Annotated in this window: 14 protein-coding genes; 4 read left to right on the top strand and 10 right to left on the bottom strand. The window is 61.9% G+C overall.

Features of this window, described 5'->3' with window-relative positions; translation table 11 throughout:
* Positions 1 to 99: 99 nt before the first annotated feature.
* Both ABWQ00_RS07355 and ABWQ00_RS07350 read left to right on the top strand, forming a co-directional pair.
* A complete protein-coding gene (locus ABWQ00_RS07355; protein WP_353238023.1) occupies positions 100 to 786 on the top strand; it encodes a nucleotidyltransferase family protein in 687 nt (228 codons plus the stop codon).
* Between the two features lie 14 nt (positions 787 to 800).
* Positions 801 to 1,802, top strand: coding sequence for an XdhC family protein (locus tag ABWQ00_RS07350; protein WP_353238022.1), 1,002 nt, complete (start codon positions 801 to 803; stop codon positions 1,800 to 1,802).
* Positions 1,803 to 1,808: 6 nt separating this feature from the next.
* Here ABWQ00_RS07350 and ABWQ00_RS07345 read toward each other — a convergent pair whose 3' ends face one another.
* From ABWQ00_RS07345 to ABWQ00_RS07320, 6 genes are all read right to left on the bottom strand, one after another.
* Entirely contained in the window at positions 1,809 to 2,552 is a 744-nt protein-coding gene (locus ABWQ00_RS07345) for a sulfite exporter TauE/SafE family protein (protein WP_353238021.1), read from the bottom strand.
* A gap of 26 nt (positions 2,553 to 2,578) precedes the next feature.
* Positions 2,579 to 3,412: a 2-oxo-tetronate isomerase gene (otnI, locus tag ABWQ00_RS07340; RefSeq protein WP_353238020.1), complete on the bottom strand. Its 834-nt coding sequence runs from the start codon at positions 3,410 to 3,412 to the stop codon at positions 2,579 to 2,581.
* 205 nt (positions 3,413 to 3,617) lie between these two features.
* Positions 3,618 to 4,982, bottom strand: a complete 1,365-nt coding sequence (locus tag ABWQ00_RS07335) for an MmgE/PrpD family protein (RefSeq protein WP_353238019.1) — start codon at positions 4,980 to 4,982, stop codon at positions 3,618 to 3,620.
* Positions 4,983 to 4,992: 10 nt separating this feature from the next.
* A complete protein-coding gene (locus ABWQ00_RS07330) occupies positions 4,993 to 7,095 on the bottom strand; it encodes an acetate--CoA ligase family protein (protein WP_353238018.1) in 2,103 nt (700 codons plus the stop codon).
* Positions 7,096 to 7,124: 29 nt separating this feature from the next.
* Positions 7,125 to 7,916: an enoyl-CoA hydratase/isomerase family protein gene (locus ABWQ00_RS07325; protein WP_353238017.1), complete on the bottom strand. Its 792-nt coding sequence runs from the start codon at positions 7,914 to 7,916 to the stop codon at positions 7,125 to 7,127.
* A 26-nt stretch (positions 7,917 to 7,942) separates the two neighbouring features.
* Positions 7,943 to 8,917 carry a tripartite tricarboxylate transporter substrate binding protein gene (locus ABWQ00_RS07320; RefSeq protein ID WP_502908096.1) on the bottom strand — a complete coding sequence of 325 codons (975 nt, stop codon included), beginning with the start codon at positions 8,915 to 8,917 and terminating at the stop codon, positions 7,943 to 7,945.
* Positions 8,918 to 9,110: 193 nt separating this feature from the next.
* On the opposite strand from ABWQ00_RS07320, the gene ABWQ00_RS07315 reads away from it, so the two are divergent.
* On the top strand, positions 9,111 to 9,887 hold the full coding sequence (locus tag ABWQ00_RS07315) for an IclR family transcriptional regulator (RefSeq protein WP_353238016.1): 777 nt from the start codon (positions 9,111 to 9,113) through the stop codon (positions 9,885 to 9,887).
* Positions 9,888 to 9,966: 79 nt separating this feature from the next.
* On the opposite strand, the gene ABWQ00_RS07310 is transcribed toward ABWQ00_RS07315, so the two are convergent.
* Entirely contained in the window at positions 9,967 to 11,118 is a 1,152-nt protein-coding gene (locus tag ABWQ00_RS07310; RefSeq protein WP_353238015.1) for an alkane 1-monooxygenase, read from the bottom strand.
* A gap of 215 nt (positions 11,119 to 11,333) precedes the next feature.
* Here ABWQ00_RS07310 and ABWQ00_RS07305 point away from each other — a divergent pair, with 215 nt between their 5' ends.
* A complete protein-coding gene (locus tag ABWQ00_RS07305) occupies positions 11,334 to 12,926 on the top strand; it encodes a GMC family oxidoreductase (RefSeq protein ID WP_353238014.1) in 1,593 nt (530 codons plus the stop codon).
* Between the two features lie 159 nt (positions 12,927 to 13,085).
* Here ABWQ00_RS07305 and gap read toward each other — a convergent pair whose 3' ends face one another.
* The 3 genes from gap to ABWQ00_RS07290 all read right to left on the bottom strand — a co-directional run bounded on the left by gap (position 13,086) and on the right by ABWQ00_RS07290 (position 17,420).
* Complete coding sequence (gap, locus tag ABWQ00_RS07300; protein ID WP_353238013.1) at positions 13,086 to 14,093, bottom strand: type I glyceraldehyde-3-phosphate dehydrogenase; 1,008 nt, start codon at positions 14,091 to 14,093, stop codon at positions 13,086 to 13,088.
* 102 nt (positions 14,094 to 14,195) lie between these two features.
* Complete coding sequence (gene tkt, locus ABWQ00_RS07295; RefSeq protein WP_353238012.1) at positions 14,196 to 16,223, bottom strand: transketolase; 2,028 nt, start codon at positions 16,221 to 16,223, stop codon at positions 14,196 to 14,198.
* A gap of 102 nt (positions 16,224 to 16,325) precedes the next feature.
* A complete protein-coding gene (locus tag ABWQ00_RS07290) occupies positions 16,326 to 17,420 on the bottom strand; it encodes a Rieske 2Fe-2S domain-containing protein (protein ID WP_353238011.1) in 1,095 nt (364 codons plus the stop codon).
* Positions 17,421 to 17,434: the final 14 nt, after the last annotated feature.

The following is a 17,434-nucleotide window of genomic DNA, read 5'->3' as shown; positions in this document are numbered from 1 at the left end:
TGCGGGGACAGCCGCAGCATTTCGGACACGCTTTGGCGCAAAATCGTTGTGGTGCAGCCACCGTGCTGCCTACCCTTACCCTCATCTTCAAAGACATCCTTGAACGCGACAAAACAGTCCAACGCCACAAGCCAAGATGCTGCCTTGCCACGCATGGGTGCCGTGGTGTTGGCTGCGGGCGCCGGCCGCCGCATGGGGCATCGCCCCAAATGCTTGTTGCAACTGAACGGCAGGAGTTTGATCGATCGCCAACTGGAGGCCGTGTTTCAAGCGGGCCTGGTGTCCGTGCTGGTGGTTTTGGGCCACCATGCGGAACGCATCCAACAAGAAGCGGCGCTCAAGCATTGGGGCGCACGGTGGGTGGTGAATCCAGATCCAGATGCGGGCCACGTCGGCTCTTTGCGCTCAGGCCTTCAGGCATTGCCCCCTGGTCTAGACGCCGTGATGGTGTTGCTCGCCGACCAGCCCATGATCGATGTGACGGCGATCCAATCGCTGATGAATGCTTATGCCGCCCGGCCTGAAGGCACGCACATGGTTCAGCCGACAGTGCAGGATTTGCCCGGCAATCCGGTGGTCTTTTCGTCTGCAGTGGCGTCGCAGATCTTGGCGGGGGGCGTTCAGATGGGCGCGCGTCAATGGCAGCAACTTCACCCCGAGCAGGCCTACCGATGGAAAACCCCCGATGCGCGTTACCGTTTGGATGTGGACAATGAGCAAGACCTTCAGACCCTGAAGACCTTGACAGGGCATAGCCTGCTCTGGCCCAGCGACTTGAGCCGATAAAACTTCACCCCAGCATGAACAGCATCGACATCGACGTGATCCGCACCGCCCTCGATTGGCAAAGCCGTGGCCACCGCGTGGTGATGGGCACGGTGGTGCGCACTTGGGGCTCGGCCCCGCGACCACCCGGCTCGCTCATGATCATCCGGGACGACGGTCAGGTGGCCGGTTCCGTCTCGGGCGGCTGCATCGAAGACGATCTGATCCGCCGCGTGGCTGCTGGCGAGCTGGCGCTGCGCCTGCCTGACACCACCACCTATGGCCAAACCGCTGAAGAGGTGCGCCGTTTTGGCCTGCCCTGCGGTGGCTCGGTGCAGGTGGTGCTGGAGCCTTTGTCGCCCCAGTCGCAACTGCGGGAATTGTTGGTGCTGATCGAACAACACCAGCGTGTGGAGCGCCGCTTGGACATGGCCACCGGCCTGGTGCGCATGGGTGCCGCCACCGAAGGCGACAAGCTGCAGTTTGACGGCCAAAGCCTGACCACGGTGCACGGCCCGCGCCTGCGCTTGCTCATCATTGGTGGCGGGCAACTGTCGCGCTATCTGGCCGCGATGGCCGTCATGCTCGACTACCAAGTCACGGTGTGCGAGCCGCGTGTGGAATACCACGAAGGCTGGGAAGCCATGAGCGGCGTGACCCTGTCCACCCAAATGCCCGACGATTTGGTCTTGGCCATGCGCTTGGACCACAACAGCGCCGTGGTTGCCGTCACGCACGACCCCAAGCTGGACGACTTGGCGTTGATGGAAGCGTTGCGTACCCCCGCCTTTTATGTGGGCGCATTGGGCTCGCTGCACAACAACGCGCAGCGCCGCAAACGCCTCCTTGACTTTGATGTGAGCGAAGACGAAGTGCAGCAATTGCATGGCCCCGTGGGCCTGAATATTGGTGCACTCACGCCGCCAGAAATTGCCATGAGCATCGTGGCCGAGATGACCGCCATGCGCCGGGGCACCGATTTGAGTCAAGCGCTCAGCAATTGGCAAGGCTCAAAGACGGTGTGCGGCTTGGCTTGATGGCGCTCAAGCCCTGACGACGTCCAGGATCAACTTCAGTGAGATCAGTAGCAAGCCCGCTTGCACCCATTTGAAGAACCAGTCGTCGGCGATTTTGCGAGTCAGGTAAGCCCCCACCACAGTGCCCACCAAGGCAAACGGAATCAGCACCAGTGCACCTGTCATTTCAGCGGGGCCATAGGGCTGCAGCTGGTGGTAAGGCCCCAGTTTGGCCAGGTTGATGAACGCAAAAAACAAAGTGGAGGTGCCAGCAAACACCAGCTTAGAAAGTTTTTGGGGCAACAGGTAAACCTGAAACGGGGGGCCGCCCGCATGGGAGATGAAGCTGGTAAATCCCGACAAACCACCCCAAAACAGACCTTTGCCCCAACGGGCTGGGCTCGGTGCTTGCGCGGTGTTGCGCTGGCGCCAGGCGTTGAACACAAAGCCCACGCCCATCAGGCCAATCATCATTTTCACAGCGGTGTCAGACACCAGTGATGCGGTGAGCCAGCCCACCAACACCCCGCCCACCCCAGCCGGAACGAGAATTTTCAGATTGATGGCGCTGAAGTTTTTACGGTACAACCACAGGCCCGCCATGTCAGAGATGATGTAGATCGGCAGCAGCATGACGACTGCTTTGACCGGGGACATGAACAGCGAAAGAATAGGCACTGAAAGCATGCCCACTGTGGGTAAGCCGCCTTTGGACAAGCCCACCATGGTCGCGGCCATGCCCGCCCAAATCAGGTAATGCCAATCATCCATCACAACTCAGGGCACAGGTCTCTGAATCACAAATAGGGACGCGCCCAAGCCAATCCCCGCGATGTGCCCCCTGCCGAAGCATCGGCTGGGTTGTACTCACAGCCGATCCAGCCATTCCAGCCGCATTCGGCGCTGACTTTGTCGATCGTCTGGAAGATGTGCGTCCAGTTCACCTCTCCTGTGCCCGGCTCGTGGCGGTGTGGCACCTCGGCGATCTGGAAATGCCCCACCCGCCCTGTGGGCAGGTGCTGTGCAATCTTGGCACTCAAATCGCCTTCGACGATCTGGCAGTGGAACAAGTCCATCTGCACTTTCACATTGGCCGCACCCACGGCTTGCACGATGCGGTGCGCGTGGTCTTGCCGGTTCAGATGAAAGCCCGGCACGCTGCGGGTGTTGATCGGCTCGATCAGCACATCGCGCCCCGCTTTGGCGGCTTCGGCTGCGGCCCATTGCAGGTTTTTCACCAGGGTGGCGTCGGCATCTTCGGGGCGGGCACCTGCGGCGCGCAAACCCACCATGGTGTGGATGCGTGGGCAATTCAGCGCCTCGGCATAGACCAGGGCTTGTGCAAAGCCGGTGCGGAACTCGGCTTCACGTCCGGGCACACTGGCGGTGCCCCGGCTGCCGCCTTCCCAAGCTTGCGTGAAGCTGGCGCTGTCGGTGCCGCCCGACGGCGTGTTGAACAACACTTGCTGCAAGCCGTTGGCCTTCAGGCGGGCCGCCAACTCTTGCGCGGGGAAAGCATAGGGAAACAAATACTCCACCGCCTTGAAGCCGTCCTTTGCCGCTGCTTCAAAGCGGTCCAAGAACGGCAGGTCGGGGTACATCATGGACAAGTTGGCAGCAAATTGAGGCATGTTGGGTATTGAAAAAATGGAGGTTCAGTGGGCAAAGATAACAGTATTTTTCAGTCAGCATCTTCGTGCGATTTGGAGAACCTCCGTGACATCGGCCACCGCTGGCCTTGGATGCGGGACTGCAGACAAACAAGCTTGGGCTCAGCTTTGAAGGGCCTGTGCCGCGGGGTCTTTGGTGTGCGCTCCAGTGGCCGCTGCGCAGTTTTCAACAAAGCCGGGCGCTTTGGTGCAATTGCCAGATGCGTGACAGCAAATCGCGTGCTTGCCTCTCGCCAATCACCGGTGTGGCCAGCTCCATGAGTTTGCCTTCCAAGTCGGTATCGGACAGGGGCAGTTCAGGATCACCCTTGCGATCAGGTTGCAGCAGGTTCAGCTGCCGACCATCGCGCAGGGTGATGGCCACCCGCGCACCGCGCCGCCCAGGAAACGCGGCGTCAACAACCGGGTCCAGTGCTTTGTCGATGCGTTGCATGAGCGCACGGGTGTGCGGGTCGCTCAAACGCTCGGGCTCGAAGGCTGAAAGGCGCACGCTGCCGTGCACCAGCGCGGTGGCCACCATGTAGTGCAGGCTGAAACGCGCTTGGTCGGCGTTTTGCGGGTCCACGTGCGGCGCGATGTCGAGCGTGGGCTGGTACACGCCCAGTTGCACCCGCTCGATGTCGGCATGGCCAAAGCCGTGTTGCTGTTGCAGGGCCAAAGCGCCGTCGATGGCGGCAAAGGTGTGGCCGCATCCGATGTGGTTTTTGAAGGTGAGGCGGGTGATGTGAAAGTCGCTGCCCAGCGTAGCGCCAATTTGGGACCAGTCTGGCCCATGGCCCATCGCCTGACCCAGACCCGATTCGCCTTCGAGCACATCGAGTGAGCTGCGCATGCCGCCTGCGGCCAGCTGCGCGGCCAGCACCCCGGCTTCGGCTGCACGGCCTGCGTGCAGCGGTTTGGCCATGGCCTCTGTGCGAAAGGCTTGCTGCAGACCTGCGGTGAAGGTGGCGGCGATGGCCAAGGCGTTGGCAAAAGCCACTTCGTCCAGCCTCAGCAAACTGGCGGCTGCTGCAGCTGCCCCAAAGCTGCCCATGGTGCCTGTGTTGTGCCAGTACTGGTAGTGCGGCCGCCCCATGACCACGCCAATGCGGGTGGAAACTTCATAACCCAGCACCACAGCGCGTAAGAATTCAGGCCCGCTCGCACCCACCGATTGGGCCACGGCCAAAGCCGCGGCGATGGTGGCCGCGCCGGGGTGATACATGGCATCGCGAAAGCTGTCGTCCACCTCGGCCGCGTGGGCGGCGGTGCCCTGGATCAAGGCGGCTGCGCGCGGGGTGGCGGCGCGCCCTTGCACCAGTTGTGCGGCGCCCCGGTCCAGGTCGTCGGCCAGGGTGTGGGTCAGCACCTGCACCGCTGGCGTGTTCAGGCCCGGGTAGATCGAGGCATACCAATCGATCACCGCACGCTGGGCATGGTGCGCCACCTCAGGCGGCAGCGGCGCTTGAACAAAGCCCATCGCAAAGCGTGCAAATGTTTCGACGGCCAAGGGCTCGGGTGCTTGTTTGGATACGGATTCAGTGTGGGCCATTGAACAGCCCTTATGCCAGCACGAGCACGCCATCGGCTGCGCTCACGCCCTGGCCATGTGCCCGAACAAACACCGGGTTGATCTCGGCCTCGACCAAGCGGTCGCCTAATTGCGCCGCCATGCTGGAAAAAGCCACGATGGCGTCCACCAGCGCGTCCACATCGGCTTTGGGTCGGCCCCGAAAGCCGTCCAGCAAGGGCCAGGTTTTGAGGTCTTGGGCCATGGCCAGCGCATCAGCGCGACTGAGGCTTTTGAGGCCTTGTGCGTCTTGCGGCAAGAGGCGCAGCGTGGTGTCTTGAAACAACTCGGCTGTGACGCCGCCCATGCCCAGCAACACGGCCGTGCCCAGCGCGTCGCGGTGCAGGCCCAAAATCAATTCGGTGCCGCCGCCCACCATCTCTTGCACCAAAAAGCGCTCCGGGCGCACACCGGCTTTGGCCAGCACTTCGGCACCCATGCTGGCCATGCGCTCGCCTATGGTGTCGGGGGTGAGGCCGATGGCCACACCGCCCACGTCGCTCTTGTGCGTGATCTGCGAGGAGAGGATTTTGAGCACCACACGGCCACCGAGTTCGCGCGCAGCGGTCTGCGCCTCGGCTGGTGTGGTGACGATGCGCTCGGCCGCGCACGGCACGTTGAATCGCGCAAACACTTGTTTGGCCTGCGCTTCGTCGAGCGAACCGGAAGGCAAGTCGTGGATGGCGATGTCGGCAGGCTTGCTGTTCGTGTCTTCTTCGAGAGGGACCACAAAGCGGCCGACTTTCAGCATGGCGGCCAACGCGGCTGTGCAGCTCTCGGCAGCGGCAAAGGCGGGCACACCGCTGCGGGTCAGCAGTGCGCCTACTTCCGGGGCGTGCGGGCTGACATAGGCCATCACGGGTTTGTCCGATTCGGGCAAACAGTCGCGGATGGCGTTGGCCATCAGCTCGGGCATGGCCAAGCTGGACGAACCCACGATGATCACCAGTGCGTCGTAGCTGGGGCTGGCCAACAAGGCGCGTATCGCGCCACGCAGCAGATCGGGGCGCAGGCCCGCCAAGGTCACGTCAATCGGGTTGCGGTCGAGCACCGCTTCGCTGCCGGTTTGCAGCGCACGCAGCGCCTGGGCCGTGGTGGCGTCGGGTGCGGGGGTTTCAAAGCCGGCCACGCCCAAGTCGTCGGACACCAGCGTGCCCGCACCGCCGGTGCTGGTGAGGATGGCCACGCGCTGACCGCGCAAATGGCGTCCGGTGGCCAGTGCCACGGGAATGTCCAGCAGGTCGTTGAAGGTCTGTGCGCGGATCACGCCCACTTGTTTGAAGAGCGCGTCGTACATGCGGTCGGCACCCGCCATCGCACCCGTGTGCGACACGGCGGCTTGCGCACCGGCTTCAGAGCGGCCGATCTTGAAGGCCACCACCGGTTTGTCCAGTCGTGCGGCTTTCAGGCATGCGGCACGGAACTTGGCCGGGTCGCGCACGGTTTCGATGTACAGCGCAATCACCTGCGTGGCCGGGTCGTCGGCCAAGTGGTCAATGAAATCGGCCAACTCCAAGTCCACCTCGTTGCTGGTGGAAATCAACTTGGACAGGCCAATGCCGCGTGCCGCCGCGCGTGACAAGAGTGAGCCCAAAATACCGCCACTTTGTGACACCACGCCAATGCTCCCGATTGGAAACTCCGCCATCTCTAGCGCACCGGTGGCCGAGAGCACGATGCTGTCGGTCAGGTTCACCAGACCGATGGTGTTGGGTCCCAAGATGCGCATGGCACCCGCCGCTTCCATCAGTTGTTGTTGGCGGCGTGCACCGTCCTCGCCGGTTTCGGTGTAACCGCTGGCCAGCACGATGGCCGCCGCACAGCCACGCGCCGAAAGTTCTTTCACCGCCAAGTGGGCGCGTTCAGCCCCCAGCAGCACGATGGCCACATCGGGCGTCTCGGGCAGCGAGGCGATGTCGGCATAACAAGGCAGATCGCCTATGCGCTCGGCCTTGGGGTTGACGGGCAGGATGCGCCCTGCAAAGCCGTGCTTTTGCAAGTAGGCCACTGGGCGGCCAGCGGTTTTGCTGGCGTCGGCCGATGCGCCAATGACGGCGACGCTGCGGGGCTGCAGCAAACGAGACATTGCATTCATAGGCGCACTCACAGGGGCAGTCATGGTGTTCAGGCCTGGCCTGCGGACTTGGCTAAAAAGGCTTCGACCGATGCGCGGTGCTCGCTGCTGGTGTAGCAGATGCCTTGCGCTTGGCTGCCTTGCGCAAACACGTCGTGTGAGCTCATCTCAAAGCTTTGGTTCAAGATGGTTTTGGTCAGGGCCAGCGCGGTGCTGGAGTGTTGGCTCAACTCGGCCGCCCAGGCCTGCGCGTCGGCCAGCAAGGTGTCTGCACTGGTTTTGCGGTCCACGATGCCCAAGGCGAGCGCCTCGTCCACCTTGACTTGGCGGCCGGTGAAGATCAGCTCTTTGGCCTTGGCCAAGCCCACGCGGCGGGGCAAAAAGTACATGCCGCCACCGTCGGGAATGATGCCGCGCAGCATGTAGGACCAGGCAAAACTGGCCCACTCGCTGGCGATGATGAAGTCGCAGGCCAGCGCCGTGTCTGCACCCAAGCCCGATGCGGCGCCGTTCACCGCAGCGATCACCGGTTTGGGGCAGGTGTGCAGCAGGGCCTGCGTGGTGTGTACCCGCTGCTGACGGTGCCAGCCATTGAAGCCGACTTCGCCCGCCGGGGCGTTCATGCGCTTTTGCATGCCGCTGATGTCGCCGCCCGCGCAAAAACCTTTGCCTGCGCCGGTCAGCACCAGGGCTCGGATGGCTTTGTCGGCCGTCACCGACTCCAATGCGGCGATGAACTCTGTGCGCATGTCGTCGCTCATGGCGTTGCGCTTGTCGGGGCGATTCAGCGTGAGCGTGGCGATCCCGTCGTTGACGGTCATTTCAATCAGTTGGTAGTCCATGGTGATTTTGATTTCGTGGTCAGTGTTCAGTCGGCTTTGATGTTGTTTTCTTTCACGATCTTTCTCCAGCGTGCCTCTTCGGCCTTCACATAGCGGTCGAACTCTGCAGGTTCAGACGCGGTCACGATCAAGCCCTCTTGCTCGACCTTCTTCACAAACTCGGGGTTCTGTGCGGCTTTTTTGACGGCGGCATTCAGCTTGGCGATCACCGGAGCGGGCGTGCCTGCGCGAACAAAAAAGCCGTACCAACTTTCCACCGCATAGCCAGGAACCGAGGCGGCCACCGTGGGCACGCCCTTGAACGCGGGCGAAGGTTCTGGCGTCGTCACGGCAAGCGCGCGCAACTTGCCTTGATCCACCAAATTGCCCACGGCCGCCGCTGTGCCAAAGAACAGGTCAATCTGACCGCCCAGCACATCGACCATGGCGGGTCCTGCTCCGCGGTAGGGAATGTGCAAGAAATCCAGCTTGGTCAAGTTGGCAAACATTTCGCCAGCCAGGTGGGCTGAGGTGCCATTGCCTTGTGAGGCATAGGTCAACTTCTTGCCCGACCTTGCTGCATCCAAGACGTCTTTGACCGTTTTGAATGGGCTTTCAGTGCGCACCACCAACACATTGGGACCGCGGCCGATCAGGCTGACCGGTGCGAAGGCCGTGTCGTTGTTGTAGGGCAGTTTGCTGAGCAAACTGGGGTTCACCGCATGCGCCAAAGTGGCGATGACCAGGTTGTAGCCATCGGGGGCACTTTTGGCCACCAAGTCGGTGCCGATCACCGTGCCCGCGCCGGGTTTGTTGTCGATGACGACTGGCTGGCCCAGTGCTTGCGACATGCCTTGACCCAAGGTGCGTGCAATCAGGTCAGTGCCGCCTCCGGGGGCAAAGGGCACGACGATGCGCACGGGTTTGTCAGGAAACTCAGCGTGAGCCAGGCCGGCCAAGAGCGCCAGGCCCAAGCAGATAACTTGGGCCATGCTGCGCAGTCTTGAAGAGAAAAGTGTCATGGGATGTCTCCGTGATGGGTGGGCTCGGGTGCGGCATCTGGTGCGCCGCAGCAAAGAACAATGATTCGAAGCGCCAGCTTAGAAGGTGAAAGACTTTTTGGAACCCATCCATTTCCAACTGGTGGAATTAAAATGGCCGATGAAGTGCCCTCAGTCATCCAAGTTAACCCAGTAAAGCCCGGCCAATCTCGCCATGAATGCCCTCAACGAAAATCCTGGCCGTTCCACCACCAACCGCTCTTTGCTGCGCGGAGCTGATATCCTGCGCGCTTTCCGTCCTGGCTCTGATTTGTTGGGCAATGGTGAGATTGCAGAGCGCACGGGCTTGTCTGCATCCACGGTCAGTCGCCTCACGCAAACCATGGTGGCTGCCGGTTTGCTGCAACAAGACCGTGCTCGCCGTGCCTACCGGCTGGCACCTTTGGTCTTGAGCTTGGGGCATGCGATGCGCTCAGGCTCGCAAGTGCTGGCCGTTGCCGCGCCTTTGATGCGTGCTTTGGCCGAGCGAGAACACATCAATGTGGGATTGGCCTGCCCTGACCGTGACGAGATGGTTTACCTTGAATCCATCCGCTACAACCGCCGACTGGCCCTGCGCAAGGTGGTGTCTGGCCAACGTGTTCCGATGGAGCTGACTTCCTTGGGGCAGGCTTATTTGGCGACCGTGTCAGCAGAGCGCTACCAACTTCTGGAGCCGATTTTCAAGCGGCGCAACGGCAGGCAATGGAAAGAGGTCAAGTTGGCCATCGAGGCCTCGAAGCTGTGTATGAAAGCCAATGGGTATTGCTGGGCCAGTTGGCAACCCGAAGTCTTGGCCCTGTCCACTACCTTGCATTCTGCAGAGGGCGTTTGCATCATCAATGTCAGCGTGTCTACGCCCGAAAATGTCGACGCATGGATAGAGACACTGGCGCCTCATTTGCTCGGCATAAAGTCGGAGATTGAGCAGGCATTGTCCAAACTGCCATGAAGACATTGGAGTTGACCCAGCCGCGCAACATCGTTCTCCTTAGGTCCAACAATCCCTGAGCTTTCGAGCCCCCAAACCTTCAGCCCCAGCGCTGCGTGAGTCTGGACCGGGCTGATGGCTGCAGATTGACCCGATTCAAGTTCCCACCGTAGTGGCCCATCACGCGGCGGTCCATCCATGCAAACCACAGGGGCGGGCAATAGGCCACCGAGATCATGGTGGCGTAGCCTGCGGGCAGTTGCGGGGCGGACTCGAAATGTCGCAGCGCTTGGTAGCGCCGGCTGGGGTGGGCGTGGTGGTCAGAGTGCCTTTGCAGCTGGTACAGCAAGAGGTTGCCCACCAGGTGGTTGCTGTTCCACGAGTGCTCGGGTTCGCAGCGCACATAGCGGCCACTGGCGTCTTGTTGTCGCAGCAAGCCGTAATGTTCTACGTAGTTCACCACCTCCAGCATCGAGGCCGCGTACACCGCCTGCGCCACCAAAAAGGGCAGCACCATCCAGCCGAGCCACGCCACCAGAGCGCCAAACAAAACCAGCGTCAGGCCCCAGGCCTGCAGGTTGTGGTTCTGGGGGTGCCAAACCCTGTGGCCTTGAAGCTTCAATCGCTCTTGCTCCAGCGCCCAGGCCGATTGCAGGCTACCCCAGACTGAGCGTGGCAAAAAGGCCCAAAAGCTCTCGCCCATTCTTGCGCTGGCAGGGTCTTCGGGCGTGGCCACGCGTTTGTGGTGGCCCCGGTTGTGCTCGACAAAAAAGTGGCCATAGGCACTGGGCGCCAGGGCGATCTTGGACAGCCATCGGTCCAGAATCTCTTTTTTGTGACCCAACTCATGCGCGGTGCCAATGCCAATGCCGTTGATGGCTCCCACTGTGAGCACCAAGGCGGCATAGCCCCACCATGGCAGCGACTGAGTGACTGCGATCCAAGCGCCCAAGACCGTGCCCATCAGCTGCACAGGCACATAAGCCCACACCATGGCGCGGTAAAACATGTCCTGGTCGAGTTGCGCCACCGCCGATTCGGGCGGGTTGCTGAAGTCCTCGCCAAACACGCGGTCGAGTGCCGGCAAAAAAGCATGGATGACCATTGGGGCCAGCAGCATGCACCACCATTGCCCACTCCAGACAAAGGCGAGCAAGGAGGCGGTGAACACCAGAGGGATGGCGGGGCTGAGCAACCACCACCAACGCTTGTCTTGCCAAGCATCTTCAAGTGGAATGCTTGGATTGTTCACGGATGAGGCCTGCTGAGGCGATGAGGGCCAACAAACTCAAGGACGTTCCGCATAACTTGTCTCCCAATGTGGTGCCATTGTGAGGGGTGTTGGGGCCAAGGAGATGTCGCCATGACCAGGGGTTTGCTGGGAAAAACCCTGATGCACACAAGACAGGCCAAGGCACGCTGGAGCCCTTACATTGGACGCACAAAACATTGGGACGGGGGGAATTCATGGACTTTGACTACGTGATCGTGGGCGGCGGCTCGGCCGGTTGTGTGCTTGCCAGCCGCCTGAGCGAAGACCCTGCCGTGCAGGTGGCCCTGATCGAAGCCGGGCCGCCCGACACCAGCGCTTTGATCCATTGCCCAGCGGGCATTGCGCTCATGGCCCGCACCGAAATCGTTTCGCAAGGCCTGAACACCGTGCCGCAACCCGGCTTGAACGGCCGCATCGGCTTTCAGCCGCGTGGTCGCACCTTGGGGGGCTCCAGCTCGACCAACGCGATGGCCTACATCCGTGGCCAACAGGTTGACTACGACATTTGGGCGCAGATGGGTTGCGCGGGTTGGTCCTGGGCCGAGGTCTTCCCCTACTTTCTGAAGGCCGAACACAACGAGCGCATCCACAATGAGTGGCATGCCCAAAACGGCCCTTTGAACGTGGCCGACCTGCAAAGCCCCAATGCGTTTGCCAAACGTTTTGTCGAAGCGGGCGTGCAAGCGGGTTTAGCGCACACCACCGACTTCAACGGCCCCACGCAAGAAGGCGTGGGTCTTTACCAGGTCACGCAAAAGGCGGGCGAGCGCTTCAGCGCGGCCAAGGCCTACCTCACGCCCAACTTGGGCAGACCCAATTTGCATGTGATGACCGGCGTGACGGTGGACCGCATCGGCTTGGTGGATGGCGTGGTGCGGCAGGTGCACACCTTGCAGGGCCGTCAAGCGCAGACAGTGACCGCCCGCCGCGAAATCATTTTGAGTGCCGGTGCTTTTCAGTCACCCGCCATCCTCATGCGTTCTGGCATCGGGCCTGCCGCGCATTTGCAGAGCCTGGGTATCGAGGTGCTGCGCGACTTGCCCGGTGTGGGCGAGAACCTGCACGACCACCCCGATGCGGTGCTGGTGGCCGATGCACCGGGGCAGACCGATTTGATCGGGGTGTCACCCCAAGGCATGTGGCACACCTTGCAAGCGTTGTGGGAATGGAGGCAATACAAAAAAGGGCGACTGACCACCAATTTTGCCGAGGGCGGTGCGTTTTACAAAAGCCGACCCGATGAGGCGCACCCGGACATTCAACTGCACTTTGTGGTGGCCAAACTGGTGGACCACGGCCGCCAACTCACGCTGGGGCATGGCTACTCTTTGCATGTGTGTTTGCTGCAACCCGACAGCCGTGGCCGCGTGCAGCTGACCGACCGCGACCCGCACAGCGCCCCGTTGATTGACCCCCAGTTTTTGAGCGATCCGCGTGACCTGCAGCGCTTGCGCGACGGTGTGCGCCAAGCCCAGCACATCCTGGCCCAGCCTGCGCTGGCCGCGTTTGGCAAAGAGTGGGCTGAGACTGCCGATGCGCGCACCGACGAACAACTGGAGCACTGGATTCGGCAAAACGCCGACACGGTCTACCACCCGGTGGGCACCTGCCGCATGGGGCAAGACGGCTTGGCGGTGGTCGATGCACAGTTGCGTGTGCACGGCGTGCCCGGCCTGCGCGTGGTGGATGCCTCGGTCATGCCGCGCATCGTGAGCGGCAACACCAATGCGCCGACGATCATGATTGCTGAGAAGGCGGCGGATTGGATACGGGCTTCAAGGCCTTGATGTCTCTTGGCGTGTGAGCCCAAAGAAAAAGCGCCTGAAGGCGCTTTGAGCGATGTCCTATGGCGGCGTCAGGGCTCCCCGCAGGGGCGATGTGGCAAAGCGAAGCGCCTCTGAGCTCCTGCGGGGAGCCCTGACGCTGCCTGCCCTACCAGACGCAGGTCACTTCTTCTTGTTGACGACCCGCACCATTTCCAAGCACTGCTTGGCGTAACCCCATTCGTTGTCGTACCAGGCCACGATCTTCACGAAAGTTTTGTCCAGCGCGATGCCGGCTGTCGCGTCGAACACGCTGGCGCAGGGCTCGCCACGGAAGTCGGTGGAGACGACTTTCTCGTCGGTGTAGCCCAGCACGCCTTTGAGCGCGCCTTCGCTTTGTGCTTTCATCTCGGCGCAGATGTCGGCGTAGCTGGCATCGCTGTTGAGTTCCACGGTCAGGTCAATGACCGACACGTCCGACGTGGGCACGCGGAAAGCCATGCCAGTGATCTTGCCCTTGATCTCGGGGATCACCACGCCCACTGCTTTGGCCGCGCCCGTGCTGCTGGGGATGATGTTTTCGAGGATGCCACGGCCACCGCGCCAGTCTTTGCGCGACGAGCCGTCCACCGTCATTTGGCTGGCGGTGGCGGCGTGCACGGTGGTCATCAGGCCGCGTTTGATGCCCCATTTGTCGTGCAGCACTTTGACCACGGGGGCCAGGCAGTTGGTGGTGCAAGAAGCGTTGGAGATGATGGCTTCGCCGGCGTATTTCTTGTGGTTCACGCCATAGACGAACATGGGAATGCTGTCTTTAGACGGGGCCGAGATCACGACCTTCTTGGCGCCAGCGGCGATGTGCATCTGGCTGGTGGGCTCGGTCAGGTAGTGGCCGGTGCACTCGAGCACGGTGTGCACGCCCATCGCGCCCCACTTGAGGTGGTGTGCGTCGCGCTCGTGCGAGAGCTTGATCTTTTTGCCATTGACGATCAGGGTGTCTTCGGTGAAGTCCACCGTGCCATCAAAGCGGCCGTGCACGCTGTCGTACTTGAGCATGTAGGCCAAATAATCGGCAGGCTTGGGGTCGTTGATACCGACGATCTGGATGTCGTCAAAACCGTGTTTGAGCGCAGCGCGCAGGGCCAGGCGGCCAATGCGGCCGAATCCGTTGATACCCAACTTGATGGTCATGGTGAGAGCCTCGGGAGAAAAGTTACTAAACCGTTACGTCACCGGATTGGAAACCAGGATCCTTGCGAGAACCTGATCCCCTGTGCCGGTCAGTGGGCCTTGTCAGGCCTTGAGCAATGCGGCGTGGACCGTGTCGGCCACGTTTTCGGCGGTGAAGCCAAAGTGTTTGAACAGCACCGGTGCCGGGGCCGATTCACCATAGGTGTCGATGCCAACCACCGCAGCGCAGCCGTATTTCCACCAGCCGTCGGTGGAGCCCATTTCCACCGCCACGCGGGGCAGGCCTTTGGGCAGCACGCTTTGCTTGTATTCGGTGTCCTGGCGGTCAAACACATTGGTGCTGGGCATGGAGACCACGCGCACACCGATCTTGCGCTCTGCCAACAGCTTTTGTGCGGCCAGGGCCAGTTGCACCTCAGAGCCGGTGGCGATGATCACGCCGTGGGTCTTCTTGATGCCCACGTTGGCAGGCTCGGACAAAACATAAGCGCCGCGGCTGATGTCGCCCAGGTCGCTCTTGGGTGAGTAAGCCAGGTTTTGGCGGCTGAGTAACAAGGCCGATGGGCGATTCGCGTTTTGCAGCGCCACAGCCCAGGCCACAGTGGTCTCGGCCGTGTCGGCAGGACGCCAAACGTCCAGACCGGGGATCAGGCGCAGGCTGGCGGCGTGCTCGATGGACTGGTGGGTGGGGCCGTCTTCGCCCAGACCAATCGAGTCGTGGGTGAAGACGTGGATGACGCGCTGCTTCATCAGCGCGGCCATGCGGATGGCGTTGCGCGAGTAGTCAGAGAAAGTGAGGAAGGTGCCGCCGTAGGGGATGTAACCGCCATGTAACGCCACGCCGTTCATGATGGCGGCCATGCCGAATTCGCGCACACCGTAGTTGATGTGGCGGCCGATCTTTCCTTCGGTCTTGACCACATCACCGGCCAAGTCCACGCGGAAAGCGGGGGTGCTCTTGGTGTTGGTCAGGTTAGAGCCGGTCAGGTCGGCCGAGCCGCCCAGCATTTCGGGCAGTGCAGCGGTAAAGGCTTCCAGTGCCAGCTGGCTGGCCTTGCGGCTGGCCACGGTCTCGCCCTTGGTGTGGGCGGCCACCACGGCGTCAAACGCCACTTGGTTGAAGTTCTTGGGCAAGTCGCCCTTCATGCGGCGCACAAACTCTTTGGCTTGTGCGGGGAAGGCGGCTTTGTAGGCGGCAAACTGGGTGTTCCAAGCGGCTTCGCGGGCTTTGCCTGCGGCTTTGGCGTCCCAGTCAGCATAGACCGCTTTGGGGATCTTGAAGGGCTCGGCCGTCCAGCCGATGGCTTCGCGGGTGAGTTTGATTTCTTCAGCACCCAGCGGCTCGCCGTGGGCTTTGGAGGTGCCCGCGCGGTTGGGTGAGCCCTTGCCGATGGCAGTTTTGCAGACGATCAGGGTGGGCTTGTCTGCGCTGTGTTTGGCGGCAGCGATGGCCTTGGACACGGCCGCTGCGTCGTGGCCGTCCACGGCGTCGATCACGTTCCAGCCGCAGGCGGCAAAGCGCTGGGGCGTGTTGTCGATGAACCAAGGGGCGACTTGGCCGTCGATCGAGATGCCGTTGTCGTCATACAGGGCAATCAGCTTGCTCAGCTTCCAAGCACCGGCCAAGGCCACGGCTTCGTGGCTGATGCCTTCCATCAGGCAGCCGTCACCTAGGAACACATAAGTGTGGTGGTTGACGATGGCGAGGCCCTCTTGGTTGAACTCTGCGGCCAGCATTTTTTCGGCCAGGGCCATGCCCACGGCGTTGGTGATGCCTTGACCCAGCGGGCCGGTGGTGGTTTCCACGCCGGGGGTCACGCCCACTTCGGGGTGGCCAGCGGTTTTGCTGTGCAAGGTCCGGAAGTTCTTCAGCTCATCAATCGGCAGCTTGTAGCCGGTCAGGTGCAGCACCGAATAGATCAGCATCGAGCCGTGGCCGTTGGACAGCACAAAGCGGTCGCGGTTGGCCCAATGGGGGTTGCCGGGGTTGTGCTGCAGGTGATCGCCCCACAGCGCCACGGCCATGTCGGCCATGCCCATGGGGGCGCCGGGGTGTCCGGATTTGGCTTGTTGAACAGCGTCCATTGCGAGGGCGCGGATGGCGTTGGCCATTTGCTGTGTGTTTGCCATGTGGGCAGCTCCGGGAAGATGTTCTGGAAAACCCGTGATTTTAGCGGTTGTCCATCGGTTGACCCGGCTCTCGCAGTCCGGCATGGGCCCTGCAAGTGGTGATCAGGACGGGGCCTCTTTTTGCTGCCGGGCCAGCACATAACGGCGCATGGCCACGGCCGGCGCATCGGCGGCCACCGAAAATTCGTACAAATCCTCGGCGGGCGTGCTGGCCAGGGCAAGTTCTTGCAGCGCCAAGCCGTCCACGTCTTCTTGAAAAGCCACAAAGAGTTGATCGTGCATGAAGCTCGTGGTGCCTGGATCGTCCAGTGCAAAGTCTCTCCCGTGCACGATGAAGTAATGCGTGCTGGTGGCGGTCTCGGGCGTGGGCATGTGGGCGGTGCGGATGCGGAACTGCGGGCGGTCTGTTTCGGGCAGATGGCAGTCGTAAAACAGCACCGACACCTCGTGCAGGCCCAGACTGCGGAACTCGGAGCGCACGATGCGGGCGGCTTGGTCTGGCCCTGTCAGTCCGGTGGGCACACCCCACACCGGGGGCAGCGTGGTCGGCACCACCTGGCGCAGCAAGGCGAACTGGCCATCGCCGATTTCGGTGTCGAAGGCGGCCTTGGCGTAGTCGGGCGTGCCAAAACTGTTGGCATGCAAAAAGCTCAAATGCGTCAAGTCCAGCAGGTTCTCGTGCAGGCGCACATAGCTCGCTTGCAGGCTCAAATAGCCGTGCGAGCGTTCCCATTTGGTGCTCTCCATCCAGTCTTGCGCGGGCAGTTTGCCCGGGTCGGCTTGTTCGGGATCGCCCATCCAGATCCAGACCACCGCGCCGCGTTCGTGGGTGCGGTAAGCGCGGATGCCCATGTTGTGCGGGCAGTTCGCTTGCGAGGGCACTTCGATGCAGTCACCTTCGCTGTTGAAACGCAGGCCGTGGTAGCCACAAATGATGGTGTCCTGCTCCAAGGTGCCGGCCGACAAGGGCATGGAGCGGTGGGGGCAGCGGTCTTCCAGCGCCACCACTTGCCCCTGGGTGCTGCGATAGAAAACCAGGCGTTTGCCAAGCAAGGTGCGGGCCAGCAGCTGGTCTTTGATCTCTTCGCCAAAGGCGGCCACATACCAGTCGTTCATGACAAAAGGCGTGTGGCGATCGGCCATGCGCTGAGAGGCGTTTTGTACGGCGGCAATCACGGCGGGCAGGGGGCGTGTCATGGCGGTGCTCTTTC

Source organism: Limnohabitans sp., assembly GCF_040400975.1.
GTDB lineage: Bacteria > Pseudomonadota > Gammaproteobacteria > Burkholderiales > Burkholderiaceae_C > Limnohabitans_A.
This window is presented reverse-complemented; position numbering and strand designations above follow the sequence as displayed.